General features: G+C 62.7%; 21 protein-coding genes. 7 read left to right on the top strand and 14 right to left on the bottom strand.

The window, feature by feature from the left end:
- Positions 1–103: 103 nt before the first annotated feature.
- Positions 104–1096 (bottom strand): Lrp/AsnC family transcriptional regulator, encoded by a 993-nt coding sequence (locus E3N94_RS08375; protein ID WP_134341939.1) that lies wholly within the window; start codon positions 1094–1096, stop codon positions 104–106.
- Positions 1097–1250: 154 nt separating this feature from the next.
- On the opposite strand from E3N94_RS08375, the gene E3N94_RS08370 reads away from it, so the two are divergent.
- Positions 1251–2492: an NAD(P)/FAD-dependent oxidoreductase gene (locus tag E3N94_RS08370; RefSeq protein ID WP_134419343.1), complete on the top strand. Its 1242-nt coding sequence runs from the start codon at positions 1251–1253 to the stop codon at positions 2490–2492.
- Entirely contained in the window at positions 2489–3796 is a 1308-nt protein-coding gene (locus E3N94_RS08365; RefSeq protein WP_241986038.1) for an NAD(P)/FAD-dependent oxidoreductase, read from the top strand. The genes E3N94_RS08370 and E3N94_RS08365 overlap by 4 nt, the downstream gene beginning before the upstream one ends.
- 63 nt (positions 3797–3859) lie before the next feature.
- Here the strand turns inward: E3N94_RS08365 and E3N94_RS08360 are convergent, their stop codons facing one another.
- From E3N94_RS08360 to E3N94_RS08320, 9 genes are all read right to left on the bottom strand, one after another.
- Entirely contained in the window at positions 3860–5047 is a 1188-nt protein-coding gene (locus E3N94_RS08360; protein ID WP_134373409.1) for an ABC transporter ATP-binding protein, read from the bottom strand.
- Positions 5044–5829, bottom strand: coding sequence for an ABC transporter permease (locus E3N94_RS08355; RefSeq protein ID WP_134341936.1), 786 nt, complete (start codon positions 5827–5829; stop codon positions 5044–5046). The genes E3N94_RS08360 and E3N94_RS08355 overlap by 4 nt, the downstream gene beginning before the upstream one ends.
- Positions 5826–6764, bottom strand: coding sequence for an ABC transporter permease (locus E3N94_RS08350; RefSeq protein WP_241973158.1), 939 nt, complete (start codon positions 6762–6764; stop codon positions 5826–5828). Before E3N94_RS08350 ends, E3N94_RS08355 begins: the two co-directional genes overlap by 4 nt.
- Positions 6737–7855 (bottom strand): extracellular solute-binding protein, encoded by a 1119-nt coding sequence (locus tag E3N94_RS08345; protein ID WP_134341935.1) that lies wholly within the window; start codon positions 7853–7855, stop codon positions 6737–6739. Before E3N94_RS08345 ends, E3N94_RS08350 begins: the two co-directional genes overlap by 28 nt.
- Positions 7856–8231: 376 nt before the next feature.
- Positions 8232–8660: a GNAT family N-acetyltransferase gene (locus tag E3N94_RS08340; RefSeq protein WP_134570071.1), complete on the bottom strand. Its 429-nt coding sequence runs from the start codon at positions 8658–8660 to the stop codon at positions 8232–8234.
- Positions 8661–8745: 85 nt separating this feature from the next.
- Positions 8746–9024: a cupin gene (locus E3N94_RS08335; RefSeq protein ID WP_134373405.1), complete on the bottom strand. Its 279-nt coding sequence runs from the start codon at positions 9022–9024 to the stop codon at positions 8746–8748.
- Positions 9025–9125: 101 nt separating this feature from the next.
- The gene (locus tag E3N94_RS08330) at positions 9126–10355 is read right to left on the bottom strand and encodes an acyl-CoA dehydrogenase family protein (RefSeq protein ID WP_134341932.1); all 1230 of its coding nucleotides are present in this window, start codon (positions 10353–10355) and stop codon (positions 9126–9128) included.
- 30 nt (positions 10356–10385) lie between these two features.
- Positions 10386–11930, bottom strand: a complete 1545-nt coding sequence (locus E3N94_RS08325; protein ID WP_134570070.1) for an aldehyde dehydrogenase family protein — start codon at positions 11928–11930, stop codon at positions 10386–10388.
- Positions 11927–13300, bottom strand: a complete 1374-nt coding sequence (locus tag E3N94_RS08320) for an aminotransferase class III-fold pyridoxal phosphate-dependent enzyme (protein ID WP_134341930.1) — start codon at positions 13298–13300, stop codon at positions 11927–11929. The genes E3N94_RS08325 and E3N94_RS08320 overlap by 4 nt, the downstream gene beginning before the upstream one ends.
- A 115-nt stretch (positions 13301–13415) precedes the next feature.
- Here E3N94_RS08320 and E3N94_RS08315 point away from each other — a divergent pair, with 115 nt between their 5' ends.
- Positions 13416–14993, top strand: coding sequence for a PucR family transcriptional regulator (locus E3N94_RS08315; RefSeq protein WP_134570069.1), 1578 nt, complete (start codon positions 13416–13418; stop codon positions 14991–14993).
- On the opposite strand, the gene E3N94_RS08310 is transcribed toward E3N94_RS08315, so the two are convergent.
- Entirely contained in the window at positions 14990–16192 is a 1203-nt protein-coding gene (locus E3N94_RS08310; protein WP_241973159.1) for a CoA transferase, read from the bottom strand. The two genes, E3N94_RS08315 and E3N94_RS08310, sit on opposite strands and share 4 nt — an antisense overlap.
- Positions 16193–16352: 160 nt before the next feature.
- On the opposite strand from E3N94_RS08310, the gene E3N94_RS08305 reads away from it, so the two are divergent.
- From E3N94_RS08305 to E3N94_RS08295, 3 genes are all read left to right on the top strand, one after another.
- Positions 16353–16679 (top strand): NUDIX hydrolase, encoded by a 327-nt coding sequence (locus E3N94_RS08305; protein ID WP_134373395.1) that lies wholly within the window; start codon positions 16353–16355, stop codon positions 16677–16679.
- A 192-nt stretch (positions 16680–16871) separates the two neighbouring features.
- Entirely contained in the window at positions 16872–17588 is a 717-nt protein-coding gene (locus tag E3N94_RS08300; RefSeq protein WP_134341927.1) for an ASCH domain-containing protein, read from the top strand.
- Positions 17589–17662: 74 nt separating this feature from the next.
- Positions 17663–18229, top strand: a complete 567-nt coding sequence (locus tag E3N94_RS08295) for a GrpB family protein (protein WP_134419347.1) — start codon at positions 17663–17665, stop codon at positions 18227–18229.
- A 634-nt stretch (positions 18230–18863) separates the two neighbouring features.
- Here the strand turns inward: E3N94_RS08295 and E3N94_RS08290 are convergent.
- The 3 genes from E3N94_RS08290 to E3N94_RS08280 form a co-directional block, all read right to left on the bottom strand.
- Positions 18864–19652: a class I SAM-dependent methyltransferase gene (locus E3N94_RS08290; RefSeq protein ID WP_104101742.1), complete on the bottom strand. Its 789-nt coding sequence runs from the start codon at positions 19650–19652 to the stop codon at positions 18864–18866.
- Between the two features lie 9 nt (positions 19653–19661).
- On the bottom strand, positions 19662–21200 hold the full coding sequence (locus E3N94_RS08285; RefSeq protein WP_134419349.1) for an EAL domain-containing protein: 1539 nt from the start codon (positions 21198–21200) through the stop codon (positions 19662–19664).
- 318 nt (positions 21201–21518) lie between these two features.
- Positions 21519–21851, bottom strand: coding sequence for an STAS/SEC14 domain-containing protein (locus tag E3N94_RS08280; RefSeq protein ID WP_104102200.1), 333 nt, complete (start codon positions 21849–21851; stop codon positions 21519–21521).
- Positions 21852–22550: 699 nt separating this feature from the next.
- On the opposite strand from E3N94_RS08280, the gene E3N94_RS08275 reads away from it, so the two are divergent.
- Positions 22551–22891: leucine zipper domain-containing protein (locus tag E3N94_RS08275; RefSeq protein WP_241987090.1), on the top strand; the 341-nt coding region annotated here is incomplete at its 3' end.

The following is a 22891-nucleotide window of genomic DNA, read 5'->3' as shown; positions in this document are numbered from 1 at the left end:
AACCACGGACTATGGCGAATCGAATGATGCCCAGATTAGAAGCAACAACCTGGCCAGCCTCGGAAAAGCTGCCGTCCGTACCGGCTGGCATGCCCGGCAGCGGTCACCGTTGCCGGGTGTCTCGATACTCAGCGACGCTGTAATCCTCTTTCTGGATCTGCAAGTGGACCCACGTTGAAAGCCCTACGACCCGTGGCTCGCGTCGAAGCGTCTCCACGAAGTCGTTCGCCTCCCGCAGAGTATTGAAAACTGCTGTGGCGATGATGCCGAAATCACCCGTCGTCGTGGCAATGAACTCTGCACCCAGTCTGCTCAGGACTTCTACACAAGTGCCGCTCGCTCCCTGGTGTCGCACGCCCAGACCGAGTGCGATCGTGTGTGCGCGGCCAAAATCCCGCTTCGGCACTGCGACCACACGGATTATTTCGCCATCGATGAGCCTCGTCATCCGGTGACGTGCGGAGCTTTCAGGCAGACCGAGCGCCTCGGCAAGCACCCGCACGGGAGCGCGACCATCTCGTTCGAGCGTTTCTATCAGGCGCATATCAAGCTCGTCGAGATAGGACTCATCCTCTGCCTGCAACGTGGGTGCGTAAATATTATGGACGATGCTTTCATAACGGTGCACCTGGATCGAAAGCACCTCGACGTGTTCTCTGATTGCAGCAAGTAACTCGACCAGTTCTGTCTCGAAGCGACATCGCACCTGAACGCACAGCCCCGCATCGCCGGTCGTTGTAGAGACGTAAGTCGTCAGTGATGACCCGACCATTTCTTCGTAAAGAGCACTTGCGTCACCACGGAGAACAATGTGAAGGTGACCCTCGACTTGAAAGCCAAACATGCGCGGATTGACGCTCGCCGTGAATCGCAGCTGACCGCTGTCGACCACTGATTTCACGATTTCAGAAACACGATTCCTGGTGAGCTCGAGCGCCTCTGCAATGGATGAGTAAGACGCACGCCCATCACGACGAAGGTAGTCAATGACGCGATCCTCTTCAATTGAGAACCCTAAGCTGCCCGGCACTTTTCGCCTCGTCTCAAGATCAGGTCCAGGGACTCCTGCACCACGAAAATACAAATCCGTGCGCATTCACCCTGATTGTTGGGAAACTGTATGAATATTCTCCGATTCTGGATAGTCTTTGTCCATAATATCTGGAATTAAGGTCTGAACAGCATCAACAATGGGGCTGGTCGTCGCTCAGTTCAACAACCGCGCCCCGTGCGGACTCTGAGGGGGAACCGTGAAGGTCATTATTGTTGGCGCAGGCCTCGCGGGCCTGACGGCCGCATGGAAGCTGAGACAACATGGTCATGACCCTGTTGTTCTTGAGGCTCGCAACAGGGTGGGTGGGCGCACGTGGTCAGAGACACTCGGCAACGGTCAGGTCACTGAGCGCGGTGGGGAGTACATCTTTCCCACAGAATCTGCTATTCGTCGTTTGTCAGCGGAGGTTGAGGTTCCGATTCTCACTCACAATGTGCGGTACGCACGGCGAACCGTCAACGGTTCACACTTGAGCCTCAGCGAGCTGAATGCAGTAAGTGGTCGTCTCATCCGCACGCTAGAGCGGATGCTCGCAGATGGCGTGACCAAGATCTCGGTAGACACCGTATTCAAGGAGACGATTGGCTCAGGTTTTCACGGTCACCCGGCGTATCGGCGAATAGCAACATCGCTTGCCGGTGATCCTGAGCTAATCAGCGCAGAAGCTGCCCTGATGCATGAGTCCTCGGCCGACGGAGGTTACATAGAGGACGGCGGCCGATTCCTCAGGGGCAACCAGTCGCTCGCCAGTGAACTCGCCCGCTCGCTTGGCCCGGCCATAAGGCTGGAGTCCCCCATAACCGCGATAGACCAGTCGAGTTCGGGTATTCAGGTGAACCTCCGCGACGGCAGCACAGTCGATGGGGACGCTGCAGTGCTCGCAGTGCCGCTCCCAATCCTGCGCACGCTCAACCTCGGGTTCACGCTCCCTGCTACCCAGCGAGCTGCGCTTGACCACCGTTCGATGGGCACGGCAGCAAAGCTCGGCGTTCCTCTGTCTGCTGTCGATGACGACACAGCACTCCAGAGCGCTGATCATGCGTGGTGGTCGTGGCGCTCCATGTCGGTCGATGGGGAAAATCGTGTGCCGGCGCTCTCGTGCTTCGCTGGCGGATCCCGCACACTGAAGTCACTCGATACGGCGAACGGGCCCCAACGCTGGGTTGCCGAACTGAAAAAAATGCGCCCTGAACTGGACATCGACGGGGATGTGCTGCTGACCGACTGGACAAACGACGAGTGGACACTAGGGTCCTACTCAGCGCCGTCCCTCGAATGGAGGCCAGAGGACACGACCGCATTTGACAGCGCGGCAGGGCTCGTTGCAATTGCTGGCGAGCACACCGGCCTCCAACAGTCCCTGAACGGGGCGGTCGTGTCCGGTTTTCGAGCAGCCAGAGCGATCTTGGCCGTCGCAAATGAAACTCAAGATCTGTGAATGCCGGCCTGGTGGATGCAGCAGACGTGATCGTCATCGGCGCCGGATTCGCCGGACTCGTGGCCGCACGAGAACTCGGGAACAGTGGTCACAGAGTGATCGTGCTCGAGGCTCGCGACCGAGTTGGCGGTCGCACGTGGACCGAGCATGCTTTAGGGCACGACCTGGAACTGGGCGGCACCTGGGTGCACTGGGTACAACCCCACGTGTGGGCGGAAATGACTCGGTATGGTCGGAAAATCGATCGCAGCCCGATCGCCGAAGACGCCTACTGGCTCGGTGCAGGAGGCGCACCAAGAAAAGGCAGACTCGAAGACTTCATGGCTCTCATCCATGAAGGGCAACGTCAGGTAGTTGAGGATGCCCTCACTGCCATTCCGCGAGCGGTAGATCCAACAGTCGGCGGAATCACCGAACGGGATGACCAGTCACTACAGCAGCGCCTAGACGAAATACTCCTGGACGATGAGGCCCGCTACGCGAACGAATCTGTGTGGGTCGGACACGTGAACGCACCACTGCACGAGGTCGGTCTCGCCAGCGCTCTACGCTGGGCGAGCGCGGCCGGCGGCCACTGGCCTCTCATGCACGAGGCCTCGTCGACCTATCGAGTAGCGGGAGGCATGTCGTCCTTCACGGCAGCAATCGCCGCGGACATCGGCGGCGACATCCAACTCAGCTCGACAGTCACGGCCATCAAGCACAATGCGCACGGGGCCACCGTCACTCTCTCCGACGGTCGACAGCTGCGGGCGCAGCGAGTGATTATGACCCTGCCCATCAATGCCGTCGATACGATCACCATCACGCCCCCACTCCCCGAAGTTTGGAGGCGCGCCAACCGCGAGCGCGTGGCATCACAGGGAATCAAGGTGTGGATAAAGGTGCGCGGTCGTCTGCCACGGTTCTTCGCTTACGCGTCTCAGCACCACCCGATCTCGGTGCTCAAGAGCGAGTTCATCGAGGAAGACCATTCGATTCTGGTTGGCTTCGGGCCGGATCACACAGCCATTGACGTGAACAGCATCGAACAGGTTCAGGCGGCCGTGGGAGTGTGGCGTGATGACCTTGAAGTGATCGACGTTGCTGCGCATGACTGGATGAAGGATCCCTTGTCGAAGAATACGTGGATGACCCACCGGCCAGGACAGCTCACTCGTGACCTTTCAAAATTGCAGCTGGCGGATGGCGTGCTCCACTTCGCTGGATGCGACACCGCCGATCTCTGGGGCGGGTTCATCGACGGCGCGATAGAGAGCGGGCTCAGAGAGGCCCGCCTCGTTTCGACGTTACTCGCGAAATGAAGCCATCGGGCCTGATCTGGTGCGGCCCGACAGCTCCACAATCACTCACTCTCTGACCAGAGACTAGGTCAGTGACACTCCTGCATCACCGGTGTCTTCAAGCAGCACCCCGGAATCGACGTTCCAGCTCATCGACGCACGAGTACCCGGCTCCCGCACAACAGCGGAGTGCGCCTCACGAACAGTGCCGGTGCTGCCATCCGGAAGTTGCACCTCGCAACGCCAGGCTGCACCCAAATAGTTTGCGTCCAGCACGATCACTGGCAGCGAGTTCACCTGCGACGACTCCGGAACGGTGCCTTCATCCTGAAGCGTTATGTTCTCGGGACGAATGAGAATCGCTAGCGAAGCTGAACTCCTGTGGCCGGGAACACGGACTTCATGTCCGGAAATATCCAGGGTGGTCATTCCGCCGACGGAATCGACCGCCCGGCCGGACAACACCGTAGATTCACCGAGAAAGCGCCCAACAAAAAGGGTCTCAGGCCTTTGATAAAGTTCTGTCGGACTGCCGACCTGTTCTATCTTCCCGTTGTTGAATACTGCGATTCGGTCAGAAAGAGACAAAGCCTCTTCTTGGTCATGCGTCACGTAGACAAATGTTGATCCAACCTCGCGGTGGATTCGTTTGATCTCCTTCTGCAGCCATTCGCGCAATTTCTTGTCGAGGGCACCGAGCGGCTCATCCATGAGCAGCACGCGTGGCTTGTAAACGAGCGAGCGAGCGAGAGCCACTCGCTGTTGTTGACCACCCGAGAGTTCCGCCGGATATCGATCGCCGAATTCCCCCATGCGCACCATATCGAGAGCACCCGCGACCATCGCCTTTTGCGCTGATTTCGCAATCTTGCGCCGGTCCAGGGGGTAGGCAATATTCTCGAAGACGGTCTTGTGCGGGAAAAGGGCGTAATTCTGAAACACCATGCCGATGTCTCGTTTGTGGGGAGGCATCTTGGCAACAGGCTTGCCGTAAATGTGAAGCAACCCCTCCGTTGCAGTGACGAAGCCAGCGATCATGTTGAGAGTCGTCGTCTTCCCGGACCCCGATGGGCCGAGAAACGTCATGAACTCCCCCGGCTCTACGACGAGGTTGATCGCATCAACGACAGCTTTACTGCCGTAGCGCTTTGTCACATCGCGAAGGCTGATGCCCGCGTCGTTGATCACGCCAATGACCTCAGTATTGAGGTGCAATTGCCGGAGTTCACGTTCGTTTTGGTCTCGTGCGGCAGTGGTACTTTCCGGACTCATGCCGAAACTCGCTTTCTCTTGCGGGTAGCAAATTGTGCGGTGAGCATCACAAGCACTGACGTGAACATCGCCACGACGGCGACGGCAGCGACAGTTGGATCACTCGCCTGAGTCACGCTGTTGTAGATTTTCACCGGCAGCGTCTGCAACTGCGGACTCTGGATGAAGAGCGACAGAATGATCTCATCAAAGGACGTGACGAAGGCGAACAACGCTCCCGCCGTCACCCCGGGCATGATGAGCGGGAGGGTGATGCTGAAAAAGGTGCGTAGACGGCCAGCCCCCAACGTGGCTGACGCCTGCTCCAAGCGAGGATCTACGCCTTGGAGCGAAGCCGTCACATTGAGAATGACCAGTGGCAGCGCAACCACGGTGTGCGCCAGCACAAACCCGGGAAGGGTGCCAAGGAGGTTGAAGCGCAGGAAAAGCGAGTAAAGCCCAATGGCGATCACAATGCCGGGGACGATGAGCGGAGTGAGGAAGTAACTTTCCAGCAACGCCTTTCCGCGGAATTTGACCTTGGACAGCCCGATTGCCGCCATGATCCCAAGCGACGTCGCGACAACCGTGGTGATGAGGGCCACCTGCAGCGATGAGCCCAAGGCGCGCAACCATGATGGGTCGGTTAAGAAGTTCTCGTACCACTGCAAGGAGAAACCCTGGGGTGGAAAATTGAACGACGCCGCCGCGTTGAACGACATAGGAATGATCACCAGGGTGGGAAGGAGTAACCAGAGAACGATGAGAACCGCCAGGGCACCCAATGCGCGTTTCATTGTCATTTGGCCCGCCCCACAAACAGATTCGCACCCTTAGACACGCGGCTCAGGAGCGCAAGCACCACGATGGTCGTTGTGAGCATGAAGATTCCAAGGGCGGTGCCGTGGCCCCACATGAGGAAGCCACTGATCTGCTGGTACATGAGTGCAGACATCATGATTTCCTTCGACGAACCCAATAGCGCGGGGATGATGTAAAACCCGAGTCCCAGAATGAAAACCGTTACCGAACCCGCAAATATCCCTGGTCGAGAAAGCGGCAAGTAAACCGTGAAGAATGCCGTGACGGGTCTCGCCCCAAGGTTCGCCGCAGCGGGTAGCAACCGCTTGTCGATCTTGGCAAGCGCGGAATAAAGGGGCAGCACCATGAACGGCAGTAGCACTTGGGACATGCCGAGAGCGACGCCAAAAGTGCTTCGAATCAGCGGCAGTGGACCGATCCCGAACAACGTCTCAAGAAGCCCGTTGATGGGGCCGGTGTCTTGCAGGAGAACCATCCACGCGAGTGTGCGCACCAAGATGCTGGTCCATAGGGGCAGCATGATGAAGAGCTGCAACATATTGCGAGTGCGATCACTCACAATCGTCATCAGATACGCGTAAGGGTAAGCGATGAGCAAGCAGACGAGCGTAACGACGAGCGAGGTTCCGAATGTGCGAAACGCGACCACCATGTTGGTCGGAGTGGTGAACAGCCACACGTAATTCTGGATTCCCAGCGTTGGATCGCTGATGCTCCGGATGAAGACATCAATGAGTGGCGCGAGAAAGAAGAACGAGACGACTGCAAAGGCTGGTAGCAGCAGCAGAAACGGGCGCCAATTCTTTGGCTCTCGAATCGTCCTGCTCGTGTCACCGCCGTCAACGGAGCGATTGCCCCGGCCGCGGATGGATAGAACAGCCATGCCGGTCAGCTGCCGGTAACCCAGCTGGCCCATGCGGCCGACAGGGCATCGTAGTTCTCCACCCAGAAGTCAATGTTCGGAGCGTGCCCGGTCTTGAGATGCTCTGTGGTGAGCCACGTCTTCAACGTCGCGTCAACCTTTGGCTCCGCGTCGACATTCACCGGCCCATAGGAGGTCAGCTCCGTCATGCGTGCCTGCTGTTCTGCGCCGAGGTAGAAGTTCACGGCGGCGAAGGCCGCCTGCGGATCCTTGACACCCTTGGGAATGGCAGTCGAATCGACCATGATCATCCACTCGTCCCACATAGGAGCAACCGGCGCGCCGGCCGCCGCTGCACCGTATCCGCGGCCTGACCACACCAGCCCCATGACAGCTTCGCCCGATTCAAGCTGCTGCTGTGCCTGAGCGCCGGAGGTCCAGCCGATGACGTTGTCACCGAGGGCACGGTACTTGTCAAAGGCGGTCGCGATGTCGGCGACCTGCACGTTGTTGATATCTTCGCCGTCCGCCGCCAGGGCGAACTCCACCGTCTGGGGGTCGACATACGGGGATTGGCTGACCGTACGCTTGCCCGGGAACTTGTCGGTATCGAAGAAATCGGCAGCACTGGTTGGAGGGTTGTCGCCGAACGCATCAGTGTTGTAAGCGACGACCAGACCATAGAGAATATTCGGCACCATGCATTTGTCTGTGATCGTCCCCTCGGGAACCTTCGAGATGTCCACCTGCGAGTAGTCATACTCTTCGTACAGCGTTCCACAGCCACGGGCGGTGTCGAACTGCGTCGCGTTTGTGATGTCCCAGGTCACGTTTCCGCTGTCAACCATGGCCTTGAGTTTGCCGGCGTCGAATGCGTCCTGCAAAAATTTCGAACCTGAGATTTTTGCGAAAGGATCCCACGCTGCGTCGCGTTGACCATCCTGGAAAATACCGCCAGAAGCCGCGTAGGTGAGCGTGACACCATCAAAAACGCCCTCGGGGACGACTCCTGCCACCGGAGTGCCAAGGTCTCGATCTGCCACGGGTTCAGCTGCGTTACCTCCCGCGCAGCCAGCCATGATCAAAGTCGCCACTCCCCCCAACGCGATTGTGCTCAGTTGCCGCTTCAGTTTCTGGTTTCGCATGGTGATCCTTCTTCTTTCACTCCGTTGTGAAATCCCGTGAGACCCGTAGACACGCACCCGGTGCATGGCCAGCCCGTGGAATCGGTTGGCCCCAACGTAGCAATACCGGTCCGGAAGTGCGAACAATTTACCAATATCAGCCAACTTTGTCGGCGAAAAAAACGAAAATACGCACTTAGTAACCCTCAATTTTACAATTCCTCCCGTGCATCAGGACGAAATGTGCGCACTTCCGAACTCGCCGAGAAACGCGGTCACCTCCCGCTGGCACCCGGAAAACGCTCGCCTGGACCGAAGTATGGGCGCGAGTATGGGCCGAGCACCCAAACTGACTCGGAACAAGCCACCGTCCGCCGCAATTCGGGTCTGCTGGTGCTCAAGCTATGGGGTCCCCGATTCGTTCCATCCACGACTCGGGGATATCCAAAGCCGTGAACCCTAACCTGGAATACAAGCCGTGCGCATCGTTTGTCGAGAGAGCTATTCGTCGCAGACCAAGTGGTTCACACTCTTCCAAGACTCCATCGATGAGAGCACCGCCTATGCCGCGGCCTCGAACCTCGGGGTCGACGAATACGTCGCAAAGCCATGCAAAAGTCACTCCATCCGTGATGACCCGGGCGTAGGCGACTTGCTTGTTTGATTCGGTGTGGTAGATACCGAAGTTTCGTGAGCCGTCTATGGCTGCGTCCTGCCTGGCACGTGACCGCCCTGGCGCCCAATAGGACAGCTCGCTGATCCAGCGATGCACCTGGTCACGGTCTATCTCAGCGACGTCGGCTGAGAACCGATAGTACGAATCCATTCCCCATCCAATCGGTCTTGGGCGGACTGCGCCCCGGCAATCGCCCGATAGCACGTGATTATGCACATCCATGGTTGGATGCCGGCTAGAGGAGCTTCTCTATCTCGACGAACTCGATCGTGTTGGCCCCACGATTGATTACTGTGTGCTCAGCGCCGGCCGGGCGTGTGTAGCTCTCCCCGAGCCGAATCTCCGCCACGATCTCCGAGCCGTCGGAGTTCAGCACTCGCATGCTGTCGTTGACGAGCGGCACCACCACGTACTCGAACTCGTGCACGTGCATAGGAATGGCGTCATTTGGCTCGATGGTCCACTTCGTGACCCTGAAGATCCCATTGTCGATCTGCGTTTCAGCGGTTGCCATGATCGCTCACCTGTTCTTCGTCGTGTGGTGGGACGTTCCCGGCCGCGCTGATCACTGGCCACGAGATGACCCCGGTGCAAGCTCGGGACGGTGGACCGGGGTCAGCGGAAGGCGGCGACTCCGGTGATGTGGTTGCCGACGATCAGCGTGTGGACCTCATCGGTGCCCTCGTAGGTGCGCACGCTCTCGAGGTTGTTCGCGTGGCGCAGCGGCGAGTAATCCAGAGTGATGCCGTTGCCGCCGAGCACTGTGCGGGCCTCACGGCAGATGGCGATCGCCTCGCGGGTGTTGTTGAGCTTGCCGATGGAGATCTGGTGCGGCTTGAGCGTTCCGGCGTCCTTGAGACGGCCCAGGTGCAGGGCGAGCAGCGTGCCCTTGTTGATCTCCAGCGCCATGTCGACGAGCTTCTGCTGGGTCAGCTGGTAGCCGGACAGAGGCTTGTCGAACTGCATCCGCTCACCGGCGTAAGCCAGGGCGGTGAGGTAGCTGTCGCGCGCCGCGCCCATGACACCCCAGATGATGCCGTACCGTGCCTCATTCAGGCAGGAGAACGGGCCGCTCAGCCCCTTGGCCTTCGGCAGCATCGCCGAGACAGGCAGGCGCACGTTGTCCAGGTCGATCTCGCACTGGATGGACGCCCGCATGGAGAGTTTCGGTCCGATCACCGTGGCCGTGAAGCCGGCGGTCTCGGTGGGCACGACGAAGCCGCGCACCCCGTCGTCGGTCATCGCCCAGATCACGGCGACCTGGGCGACGGCGGCGAGCCCGATCCACCGCTTCGTGCCGGTGATCACCCAGTCGTCTCCATCGCGGCGGGCGAACGTGGTCATGCTGCTGGGGTCGGAGCCCGAGTTCGGCTCGGTCAGCCCGAAGCATCCGATCGCCTCGCCGGCCGCCATCTTCGGCAGCCACTCGTTCTTCTGCTCTTCCGAGCCGTGCTTGTGGATGGCGCTCATGGCGAGGGACCCCTGCACACTCACGAAGGTTCGGAGGCCCGAGTCCCCGGCCTCGAGCTCCAGGGCAGCCAGACCGTACTCGACACTGCTGCGGCCCGGGCAGCCGTAACCCTTCAGGTGCATTCCTAGCAGGCCGAGCTTCGCCATCTGGGGCACGATTTCGAGAGGGAAGACCCCGTTCTCGTACCAGCCGGCGATGTTGGGCCTGATGGTGGAATCAACGAAGGCCCGAACCGAATCGCGCAGCTTGACCTCCTCGGCGGTGAGCAGGGACTCGATGTCGATGAGATCCGAGGTGTCGATCAGAGGCGAGGCAACGATACCGGCGGGAGCTGTTGTCAAGGTCAGGTCGATGCGGGATGCGAGGTCAGTCATGGTTTCGCTTTCGTTAGGTTGAACCGGAAGTCAGAGGGTGGGGAGCGTCAGTCGCCCGTCGATGCGCCGAGGAACTCGCCAGGGGTTGTCAGGGTGGAGGGCATCCGAAAGGTGCGCGAGTTCGGCATTCTGCACCGCGACCGGTCGCACGAATCGGCCCAGCGCGCCCGCTCCAACGCTCGTCGCGTCGGACCGGGACGTGGCCGGCCACGGCCCGCCGTGCTGCATGGACCAGCTGGTGGCCACTCCGGTCGGCCACGCATTCAGCGCGACCCGGCCCACCTGCCCAAGCAGCCGCCGCACGACCTCCGCCGACTCCGGGTCGCCCGGGCCGCTGGTGAAGACAGATGCGACCAGGCTTGGCTGCAGGCGCGTCAGAGCATCCAGTGCAGCCCCGGCATCCTCGTATTCGCAGACCAGAGCGACCGGGCCGAAGCACTCTCCCAGCAGGCGTGAGCCGGGGTGAAGGTCCTCCAGCCGCACCAGGACGGCCTGCGGGGCGGCCACGTAGCCGTCAGCGGGGTCGGTCGGCGTTTCCCCGGTGACGACCGTCGGCGTGACGTTTCCCGCGACATCGGCGGCCTCGATGAGTTGCGCCACACCGGCCCGATAGCCGCACGCGATGCCGGCGGTCAGCAGCGGGGCCCGCGGGGCCTGCGACAGCTGGGCCAGCACTTCCTCGAAGATTCCGGCTCCCGCGGGGGCGAAGAGCAGCCCGGGTTTGGTGCAGAACTGGCCGGCACCGAGGGTGAAGGAGCCGACAAAGCCAGCTGCGATCCCCGCGGTGTCGGCCGCGGCATCCGTCGTGACGAAGACCGGGTTCACGGTTCCCATTTCGGCAAAGACCGGCACGCCGCGCGCGGCGGCGCGCTGCACGAGAGCCATCCCGCCGCCCTGACTGCCGGTGAACGCTACCGCCGTGACCTCGGAGGCGTCGACGAGCTGGAGGCCCGCGTCGAAGCCGACGACGAGCGCGTAGCTGCCTGCCGGGGCACCGGCCCGGTTGAGCGCGTTGGAGACCAGCTCCGCCAGTCGCACGCTGAGTCGCGGGTGGGCCGGGTGAGCCTTGACGATGACGGGGCAGCCGGCGCCGAGCGCAGACGCCACGTCGTGGCCGATCACGCCGAACCCGAACGGGAAGTTACTCGCCCCGAACACCGCGACCGGGCCGAGGGGGATGTTCCAGCGGGACAGCGTGGAGTCGCCGCCGATGACTTCGGTGCTGGCACCCAGGTAGCTGCCCTCGGCCGCGACCGCGCCGTAGAAATCGGTGCTGGTGGCGCACTTGGCGAGTTCACCGCGCAGCCGGTCCGCGCCGAGGCCGGTCTCCTCTCCGGCGAGCTGAACGAGTTCGTCTTCGTGGGTTCGGAGGGATTCCGCAATCGTGGTCAGCCAGCCCTGCCGGGTCGCGGGGCTGGTGTCGGCGAGCTGGGATGCCGCGCCCTGCGCCCGCCGCAGGATCTCGGCGACCTGCTCCGGGGCAGTGTGAGAGACGCTTCCGTGCTGCGCGCCCGTGCGGGGGTCGTAGCTCGGGTCAACGGCCGAGTCGACGGCCGGTGCGAATGTTTCGGTCACGCGTGCACCACCGCAGCGCCGACGGTCGATTCGGCATAGATGGTCTCGACGGCTGTCCGGAGCACGGCGAGCCCGTCTTCGAGTAGATCCTGTTCAATAACGAGCGGGGGCAGCAGACGGATGACGTTGCCGTATGTGCCGCAGACGAGCACGAGCACCCCCTGTTGGTGACAGCGGGCGGCAACGGCGGCGGCGAGCTCGGGGCGTGGTTCGAGGGTCCCGGAGTCGGCGAATTCGATTGCGAGCATGGCGCCGCGGCCACGGAAGTCGACGATGGGGGAATCCTCCGCCACGAGCGGCTCCAGGAAGCGGCGGGCCGTGCTCTCGATTCGCAGTGCCCCGGCGAGCAGGTCGCCGTTCTCGAACGCCTCGAAGACGCCGAGCGCGGCCGCGCAGGCCAGCGGATTGCCGGCGTAGGTGCCGCCGAGTCCCCCGGTGTGCACGGCGTTCATCAGTTCGACGCGGCCGGTCACGGCTGTCAGAGGCAGTCCTCCGCCGAGCGCCTTGCCCGTGACAAGGAGGTCCGCGGCAACGCCCTCGTGCTCGCTGGCGAACATCGTGCCGGTGCGGCCCATGCCGGCCTGCACCTCGTCGAGCACGAACACGATCCCGTGCCGGGCCGCGATGTCGCGGAGCCCGGCCAGGAAACCGGGAGCCGGCACGATGAAGCCGCCCTCGCCCTGGATGGGCTCGATCACCATGGCGGCGAAGGTCTCGGGACCGTGCTCGGCCAGAACAGCCTCGACCCCGGCGACCGCCTCGGCGGTGGCGTTCTCCGCGCCGCTCGGCCATCGCAGCGGAGCCGCCATCGGCGCACGCACGATCTCGGTGGGGAACGGCCCAAAAGTGATCTTGTAGGGCTTCTCCTTGGCGGTCATGGCCATAGTCAGCAGGGACCGGCCGTGATAGGCGTCGTCGAAGACCAAGACCCTGGCCCGGCCGGTTGCGGCCCGGGCGATCTTGATGGCGTTCTCCACAGCCTCGGAACCAGTGGAGAACAGCGCCGTGCGCTTCTCGAAGTCGCCGGGCGTGTGGGCGTTCAGCCAGGCGCAGACCGCCGTGAACGACTCGTACTCGGTGACCATGAAACAGGTATGCGTGAAGCGGGCAAGCTGCGCGCTGACGCGCGCCTGCACGAGCGGATTGGCGGCTCCGACGCTGGTGACCGCGATACCCGAGGCGAAGTCGATGATGCGGTTGCCGTCGACGTCCTGCAGGATGCCGCCCTCGGCCCGTTCGATGAACACCGGCAGCGCGGTCCCGAACCCGCTGGAGACCTGTCGCATCCGCTCGGCCTGCAGCGCATTGGACCGAGGGCCCGGGATAGCCGTCCGGAGGAGTCGGGTCTGGGGAACGGTCGCTGTGTCCATCGACTAAAGGTAGGGCAGGCCACGCCGCTTGACATCGTATAAAACGTCTAAGAAGGCCGGGCGGCGTGGCTAGAATATCCAAGATATTGGCCTTTCAGAGTTGAAAAGGAACCCCATGGTGACGATCAGCCTCACCCAACTGCAGGATCAGCTCGGCAGCGACCTCCAGTCAGACGGTGGTGGGCGACCGACCCGCCGCGACCTCACGGGAGTCCACATCTCCGAGCTGACCGACCCGACTCCGTACCTGGGCGGCGGCGAACTACTGCTGACCACGGGAATCCCGTTGGCCGGAACCGACGAGCATGTACGCCGATACGTGCGGCGGCTCGTCGACCACGGGGTGTCAGCCCTCGGGCTGGGCCTCGGCGCGGGCACCGACCACGTTCCGCCGCACCTCGCCGCCGCGTGCCGCGAGGCGGGGCTGGCGCTGCTGATCGTTCCGGACGGAACCCCCTTCCTGCAGGTTTCCCGGGCGTACTGGGACATCGTGGGCCGCACCGAACAGGCCGATTTTGCAGCGAACCTGGGGCTGCAGACCTCGCTCGCGCGCGCCGCCACGCGGCCGGGAGCGGCAGCATCCGTGGTGAAGGTCCTGGCCGAAGCGCTGGGCGGCTGGGCCGCGTACCTGCCGGCCGACGGCACGCCGGAGTCCCTCTGGCCAACGACCGAGAGCCGGGTGCTGCCGAAGCTCCGAGAGGAGACGGCCCGGCTGAACCTGGCCGGCACGCACGCCGCAGCGACCTTCCCGCTGCTGGGAACGGATGTCGTCGAGTACTCCATCGTGTCTGGCCGGCGAACCGCCGGGTTCCTGGCGGTCGGAGCCGGGCGGGCGCTCCGCCCCGCGGACCGGCAGCTCATGCTGACCGGCTGCATGCTGCTGTCGATCACGGCGCAGCAGGACTGGGAAATGCGCCGGGCCAACGCGATCCTGGGCGGAACCGCCAGTACCCTGCTCCTGCACGGCTACGTCGACGCCGCGCGCCTTGCTGCGGCGGAGTTGGGACTGCCCCCGGTGACGGACCGGGTGCGGGTCCTGGCCGTCACCGGCGAGCAGGTGGACCTACTCTCTACCGAGGAGCTCGCCGATGCGGTAGCCGCGATGGCGACGCGGGAGGATGCCGCGGAGCTGCGGCAAAGCATCCGGCGCTCGAGCCTGCGGTGTATCTTCGACGGACTCAGTTACGTGGTCCTGGACGTGCCGCACGTCGCCCCAGACGTCGCTGGCGGCGCAGCTGCATCGGCCAAGACGGTGAAACTGGAGCATCCGGCGCCTGTGCCGAGGCGACTGCCGGGTGTCGCTCCCGACCGACTAGGGGCCGCGATGAGCGGTCCGGTGCTGCCGTCCCAGGTCTCTGGCATCGTGGTTGAGGTGGGCCGGGCCTGCCGGCGGGCAGCGCCGGGACAACTGGTACAGACGGAGAACGTTCTCGACCCGCTGGCCGATTCCTGGGTCGAAGCGCTCAAGGGCTACACCAGGGCGGATCTCGTGGATACCGTGCGCTGCTACCTGGGCCATCGCGGCCAGTGGGAGACGACCGCTCGGGATCTGCAGCTGCACCGCAATTCGCTGCGGCACCGGATCGAGATCGCCTCCCGACTGATCGACGCGGACCTCGACGATCCCGATGTGGCGGCGAACCTGTGGCTGGCGCTGCGCGGCGTCACCACGCAGCCGGTTCAGCCTGCTTAGCCCCGGGGTGCGACGAGAACCGCAGCGCCGGTGAGCCAGGTGCGAATGGAGTCGTTGTGCTCGCCGAGGGCCGGCGGCGCGCTCGTGCGCGGGGCCAGCGGCGGCGTCCAGCTGACGGGGTGCCGAATCTGGCGGCCCATGGTGGCACCCGAGGCGTCCTGCACCTCGATCGTCGGCTCCAGGCCCAGTGATTCGGCGAGCTCGATGCCCTCGGCGATGGTGGCAACCTGCCCGGCCGGTACGCCGGCATCCGTGAGCCGGTTCTGCCAAGACAGCGCCGGAGCCTCCGCGAGGCGCGCTTCCAGGAGGAGCACGAGTTCCTCACGGTGGTGCACACGGGCCGAGTTGGTCGAGAACCGCGGGTCGGTTGCGAGTCGCTCGTCGCCGAGCACCCGGGCGAGCTTGGCGAACTGGCCGTCGTTACCGCAGGCCACGGCCAGTGGTCCGTCCGCGCAGGCAAGCAGCTGGTACGGCACGATCGACGGATGCCGGTTGCCCATTCTTCCGGGAACCACGCCCGCGCCGAGGTACGCCTGCGCCTGGTTGGCGAGCGCCCCCTGCAGGCTCGACAGCAGGTTCATTTCCAGCCGGGCACCGAGGCCGGTGCTCGCTCGGGCCGTCAGGGCGGCGAGCACGCCGATGGTCGTGTCTTTCGCGGTGAGCACATCTACGAGAGCGACGCCCGCTTTCATCGGGCCACTCTCGTCCCCCGTGACGCTCATCAGCCCGCCCAGCGCCTGGACCATGAAGTCGTAACCGAGCAGGTCGGCCCCACCGCCGCTGCCGAAACCGGTGATCGAGGCGTAGATGAGGCCGGGGTTCTCTGCCTTGAGGCTCTCATAGCCCAGGCCGAGCCGGTCCATCCCGCCTGGCTTGAAGTTCTCGACCACCACGTCGGCCCTGAGGGCGAGAGCGCGCGCGACGGCGAGGTCGGCGTCGTCGGTGAGGTCGAGGCAGAGGGATTCCTTGTTGCGGTTCACGCTCTCGAAATAGGTGGCCCCCGTGGCGGAGAACGGCGGACCCCAGCTGCGGGTGTCGTCACCGCTGCCCGGCCTCTCCACCTTGACCACCCGTGCTCCCAGGTCGGCCAGCGTCACGGTGGCCAGCGGACCGGCCAGTACCCGGGAGAAGTCCGCGACCAGGATCCCGGCGAGCGGCTTCGAGGTTGGACTCCGGCTGTCTTCGAACTGATTCTGCACTCGTGCTCCGTTGACTCGGTTCGGATGATGTTCGGGTTTCCTCGAATCTAGTGGCGAGTCAGAGCGGTTTCATTGGACGGATCATCCAGAGTCTGGACATGTCTGCACCCAGCCTGCGGACATCCGATGCACGGATGCCCGGTTCAAACACCGCCACGCGGTGGAACCCGATTTGGGTGATGGATGCCGCGACGCCGGCCAGTACAAGGGCGATATTTGTTGCCCGGCCGATGCCCGGTTCGAGCACCCCGCCGCACCAGACCGGAACACCGGGCACGTCCGTGACACCGTGGATAACGCTTTGCTAACGCGTCGAATAGCGGACGTCCTCCTGGAGGTGTGGAGGGTCAACGGGTGGGACGGCGACACCGTCAATGCGGCGCCCGATGAACACGATGCTTTCGGCTGGTTCAGTTTGGACGAGGCGACGTCTTTGGACCTAGCTGATGATGAGTACCCAGCGCTCTTCAAACAGGTGCTGACCTAATCCCTGAGGGACCGGTTCCCACCTGCCGGCCGGCCCAGAGAGCCGAGGCCAAGCTAGCAGAGCCTTGGACGGCCATACGGGCACTGGATCGGAACCGTAACGACTGCCGTACGCCCTCAGGGTTCCCAATTCGGAAACTCGTTTGAGTCCGCAGAGCGAGTCGGGGGCCGGTGTCGATGCGAGACTGGGCCCGTGCTGGAAAACAACGAACGTCGTCTCGTGACTGCCGCCGAAGCGATAGTGCGATCACTGCCAGACGATGACACGCACACGGTCGCCTCGGCGGCCATGGATACCCAGGGCAATGTCCACACGGGCGTGAACGTTTTTCACTTCACGGGTGGGCCATGCGCCGAACTCGTCGTCATTGCAGCCGCCGCGCAGGCCCTCGCCGGCCCCCTCGTCACCATCGTCGCGGTCGGTGACCGTGACCGTGGTGTGCTCGCTCCGTGCGGACGGTGCCGACAGGTCTTGCTCGATCTTCACCCCGATGTGGCAGTCATCCTGCCCCTCCCCGGTGGCGACGTGACCGCGGAACCCCTACGCGATCTACTACCCCGCAGCTACTCGGCACCGGAGCCCGCATTCGGCCCCAGAATCGTCTACTTCAACCCTCGCTACTACGACAGCATTGCTTCGGGTCAGAAGACAATCACGATCCGCCACCACGATCCCATCCAGACTGGATCGGCAGTGCTTGTATTCGACGACGGAGACACCATTCGGCGGCTCAACGCCAAGATCGAGAGCATCGAATCACGCCGCTTCGATCACCTGAGCAACGACGACGCTCGCCAGGAAGACCTCCCCGACGCTGACGCTCTTCGCGGAGCACTGCGCACGCACTACCCGGACCTCGAAGGCCACGATGTCGTGGACGTAGCGACGTTTCACTTGGTGACTGCTTGACGCGGTCACGGTTCCGCTGCTGAGGGACTTCCGTCTGGCCTGGACGGCCGAGTCTGTCGTGCCAGACTCGCTGGATGGACCAGGCAAGAGACACGGAATTCGACACCATCCTGATCGGTGGTCGTGAGCAACGTGCGATCGTCATCGTCGATCACGACGACACATGGCCCTCAAAAGCAGCTTCCATGGCTCAAAAGATCCAGGACTCCCTGGGCCCAGCTGCGCTGTCGGTCGAACACATCGGTTCGACCTCAGTCCCTGGACTGGCTGCGAAACCGGTGATCGACATGCTGCTTGTCGTGGCCAACATTGACGACGAGGAGTCCTACCTTGTGCCAATGGAATCCATCGGGTTGCAGCTCCGTGTCCGAGAATACGGCCACCGGATGCTCCGCACGGCGGAGCTGGACTTCCACGTGCACGTTCTTCCGCCAAAGTCCGCTGAGCAAATCGACTACCTCGACCTCCGCGACTGGCTCCGGGTCAGCGCTGCAGACCGTGCACTCTACGAATCCACGAAGCGGACGCTCGCGGAGAACACATGGAGCGATACGAACCACTACGCCGATGCCAAGAGTGCAGTCATCCAGCAGATACTGACCCATGCACGCAACTGGCGAGCAGGACAGCCCACCAGCTGAACCGTCCCCACGGAACCACGTCCCGGCGACGGTTCCACCGATGCAACGGTCGCGGATCTGGTGCGGGGTGTTTTCATGGCGGGCCGCGAGTAGCTTGTTGCTATGACTGAGCTGTTGGCGGCTCGCGTGACTGTGCCGGATGCTGTCGGGCTCCCGTTCCATGTCGGCCGTGACTTAGCCGCCGAGTTTGGCGTCACTCTCGCTAACCCCGATCCTGATGGGCCGCCGATCGGTGGCCTCGCGTGGCCAGGGTCGTTCTACATCACGTCGCAGAACCCCCCTGCGGGCACTGAGCTTTACCTTTGACTCCGTCACAGTCGAGATCGTTGGCTATGGCGAGGCGGACCGCGATTCGCTTCGGAACTCTCCGGTCGCGCCGCCGGCGGACGTGACCCATGCAAAAGTAGAGCCGGTGAGTTTAGTCGACCTGACTCCGACCGCCAGCGTCGACCAGAACCCGGACTGACGATCGGTGGGTCTTGTCGCCCGCGTCCGTTGGCGGTTTCATTTCACCACGTAACGCGAGAGACCCTCGACGTGAGCGGGGTTCGGAGAAACGGCTGTTCCTACGTGTCAGGGCCAGTACCTCAGAGCAAGTCCGCCGTTTGACGCTCAGGGCGGATGTTCGCTGGATTTATTTGCCGGCCAGAAGAGCGAAATATCCCGGAATCTGCTGCGAAAGACCGGTGGATTTCATCGGGACCACTTCGATGTTCACCGGCCCGTCCGCGATCAACTGCCAGTCCGAATCCGAAAATGTGCTGTGCCGTTCCTGGGCGCCGAAACGCCCGGGGCGGGGCAGGTTTTCCAGGGCGCTCTGCAACTGCCGGGGTATGCTTCGCGGCGTGGCACCCAGCTGCTGCAGGTAGGCGAGGCTGTTTCCTTGGAAGTTGGTTTCGGCGAGGAACACCCGGCCGCTGCGCCCGATGACGGTTCGCAGGTTGGCAGCTAAGCTGGACTGTTTGTCGGGTTTCAGGACGTGAAAGACTCCGCGGACAAAAACGTTGGCAGGCCCCATCCGCTCCAACAGGTGCTCTCCCGCTCCTACTCCCGCAGCATCCATGACCATGAAGTCGGCGTTCTGGACGCCTTCAGCTTCCCTCCTCGCCAACTCGACCGCGCCGGTTGAAACATCGATGCCGAGCACGCTTGGAAAAAGACCAGCAAGCCAGCGGGTGTAGGTCCCGTTACCACACCCGACGTCAATCACCGGAAGAGCCGGATCAAAGTGGGCTACGACGGCGTCGGAGTACTGCGCATGCTCGGTCCGGGATCCGGAGTCCCACAGCACGTCTCCGGAACGGCCGGTGGTGTGGATTCCGCGCCAATACCCATCCCACGCGGCCGCCGGGTCTCTCGGTACCCGGGAAGTGAGGCGTACTACTGTTGGGACAAGCAGCATCTGTTCCCAAAGCTTTGACATGCCCTAACTCTACCGACGCTGCGCGAGGCTCCGGAGCTGATCCAGTACCTTCGCGGGCGGCAGCGGGTAGCTGTAGTAATAGCCTTGCCCGTAAAGGCAACCCATGGCCTGCAACTGGATCGCCTGCTCGGCGGTTTCGATGCCTTCCACGATCGCTTTCAGTCCCACAGAGGAAATCAGCTGAAGAATGGCAGCAATGAATTTCAGCTGCTGCGGGTCCGAGCCCATGTCCTGAATCAGGGATTGGTCGACCTTCACCGTGTCCGCGGGAAGCGACCGGAGATAGCTGATGGACGAATAGCCGGTACCGAAGTCGTCAATTTGCAGCCCCACGCCCATGTCCCGCAGCCCGCTGAAGACCTGTTCTTCCGCCGTTCCCCTAGACATCAACACGGTCTCGGTGATCTCCAAAACCAAACGCCGCGGAGCCACGTGATTCCGGTCCAGCGTATCCCTGATATCCTCCAGCAGATCACTGCGAAGCAGTTCGGCGGCGGAAAGATTGATGTGCAGACGGAAGTCCGTCAGGTCAGGTGCGGTTTCGCTCCAGCGTCTCATCTGGGCGACTCCTTCATGCAGCACCCACCGCCCCAGCTCTAGGATCAGGCCGGTCTCTTCCGCGATGCGGATGAAGCTGTCCGGCATAATAATTCCGCGCACGGGATGATGCCACCGAAGGAGGGCTTCGATGCCTATGACCCTGCCGGAGGCCAATTCGACCACCGGCTGGTACCGCAGTGCCAGTTCGCCGCCGGCAACAGCGCTGCGTAGTTCGGCGGTTATGCGCGAGCGTTCCCGGACAGCGTCGAGCATATCGGGGTGGAAGAGCTGGACGTTGTTGCGACCCTGCTCCTTCGCCTGATACATGGCGATGTCAGCATCGCGCATCAGCGCCTCGGCCGGATACCCCGGCGTGCCGATGCAAACCCCGATGCTGGCCATTGCCCAGACCGTTTCGGTTCCGACACGCACGCTGTCCTGCAGTTGCTCGGATGCCCGGTGCGCAATTTGCAGGATCTCCTCTTCCGTGGCCTCGGTGATGACGATGGCAAATTCATCCCCACCCAGACGGGCCACTGTATCGGCGGCCCTGACGGCGGACCGGAGACGCTTGGCAACCTCGACCAGCACTGCGTCACCGGCACCATGGCCCAGAGTGTCATTTATGGCCTTGAAAGAATCCAGATCCAGCACCAGCACGGCCGGGGCTTTCCCGCTGTCCGCACTGGCCAGGATTGCCTCCTGGATCCGCTCGTTGAGCAGGGTCCTATTCGCAAGGCCTGTTAAGGCATCCGTCTTGGCCATCTGCTCCAGCTCAGCCTGCGCTCGCCCTAACATGGCCGTACGGTCGGCAACCCGCCGTTCCAGATCCGAGTAAATATGGTCAAGTTCCTCCGCGAGCAGGTTGACACCCGTGATGACAGCATCGATGTCATCCCTACGTTCCGAAGTTTTCATGCGTGTGTCTAGCTCACCGGCAGCCAACCGGACAATGCCCTCCACCAACTGCTGCAGGCGCGGGTCCTCAGCGGCCTTTCCCGAGCTCATATCGTCCAAAGGTGCAATCCACGACGGGAAGTCTGGCCCTTTGCAGACCCCGGCCGAAGAACTGGCAACTGCCCCGGGGTCGCCCTGAATCGATCTGTCACGCGCTGAATCCTGCGGTCACCAGCGACCTCCGATGTGGGCCCACTATCGATACTCCACCAAGAGGAGTACCCACCCGAAGGCGCCTGCCAGCCCGACGGGCGGTCAGTAACCCTGCCGGTTGGCCGGAACGTGTCGGGCACCGCCACCGCCGGTTCCCCGCTCAAAGGACAGACGCCCGGTGTGGCCCTCATCGCGGCAGGCAGCACTTCCCGGCGCTCATGCACGGGCACTAAGCCAGTCCAAGGCCTCGCTGCGCGATGTAAAAAAACGAGTCGGACAAGGCGGGACGTGCACACCGAGGAAGAAGTTCGCCAGGACCCGATCTACAGGCGATTCGCCTAATAGAGCAATGCGTGAGGCGCTGCAGGGAATGGACCAAACAGCCCTGGCCTCACGGCTAACCGAACCGACCGCTGCCATATCGACGAGCATGGGATGCTCTTCCTGCTGGCAGACCTCGTTGACTTTCGCCATCGCGGCCCGAGCGTCCTCGACCTGAACGTGGACCCCGGGCAGCCAGCGCAGATGGAGAAGCCCGCTATCACTCATTTCAATGCTGAGCTTTGCCTCGTTTGCAGCGACCGGATCCACCACCACGTGTCCTCCCCCGAGCACGCCGCCGAACCATTCAGCCGCTCCTCAAAGGTACTCGGGTTCATCGATTTCTCCCGTCACGAGGACGGTGGGTTGCAGGCTGAGAGCGGTTCTTGCCTCTGCAGGCACGGAGGATGCAATGTATTAGCGCGAGTATCCAAATGCCGGGTCCAATACCGATCAGGTATGCAGGTTACTGATCTCACAGCGGCCATGAACGAATTACGACTGAGCGACCTCTCACGGGACATCCGGAGCTCCTACACGGCAAAAAGCTGGGGCCTGTCTTCCGACGTAACTGTGGGCGGAGTGGCCCCGGGCGGCTCCCCAAGGTTCGCTTTTGTTTATCGCGGGTCAGTTGTTGGTCACGAGGCCAGTTGCAGAATCGAAGGTTACGCCGGCACCGGAGGAGTCGTCGGTGATGCGGATCCGCTTTACGCAGGGGAGTCAAGGAGGAGCTCGGTCTCGAGGTCGACATTGTCGCCGTGGTCGATAGCTATGGTGGCGTCGACTTGACGAACGAGTATCCGAACGGTGACGTCGTCAGCTAGGTGTTGTTCCCACACAGGTTGTGAGCGTGGCGTGAGCTAAAAAGGTGAGGACCTCCGGTATCGATTGGGTTACCACACTCAACACGATGCAACGGAGGCCCTCATCTCTTACGTTACTCATGCCAACGCCCCGCTGACCCCGGGAGGCCGGCTGAAGCTGGTTCAGCTCGTCGTGAACGACGGCTGGGCTCAAGCCCGGGTCGCCGAACGGCTCCAGGTCTCTCGCGCGACCGTGGCCAAATGGGTTACCCGGTACCGGGCTCAGGGTGGTGCCGGGCTCGTCGACCGGTCGTCGCGCCCGCACTTCTTCCCGAACCAATGTGCTCGGCGCACCGAACGGCGAATCATCGCGCTGCGCTTCACGAGGCGGTGGGGGCCGCACCGCATCGGCTACCACCTGAGGCTGCCGCAATCGACGGTCTCGAAGGTCCTCAACCGGTACCG

The sequence above is a fragment of the Cryobacterium sp. Sr3 genome (assembly GCF_004402835.1).
GTDB classification, from domain to species: Bacteria; Actinomycetota; Actinomycetes; order Actinomycetales; family Microbacteriaceae; genus Cryobacterium; species Cryobacterium sandaracinum.
Note: the sequence above shows the minus strand (reverse complement) of the source record. Positions and strands in the feature narration are given on the sequence as shown.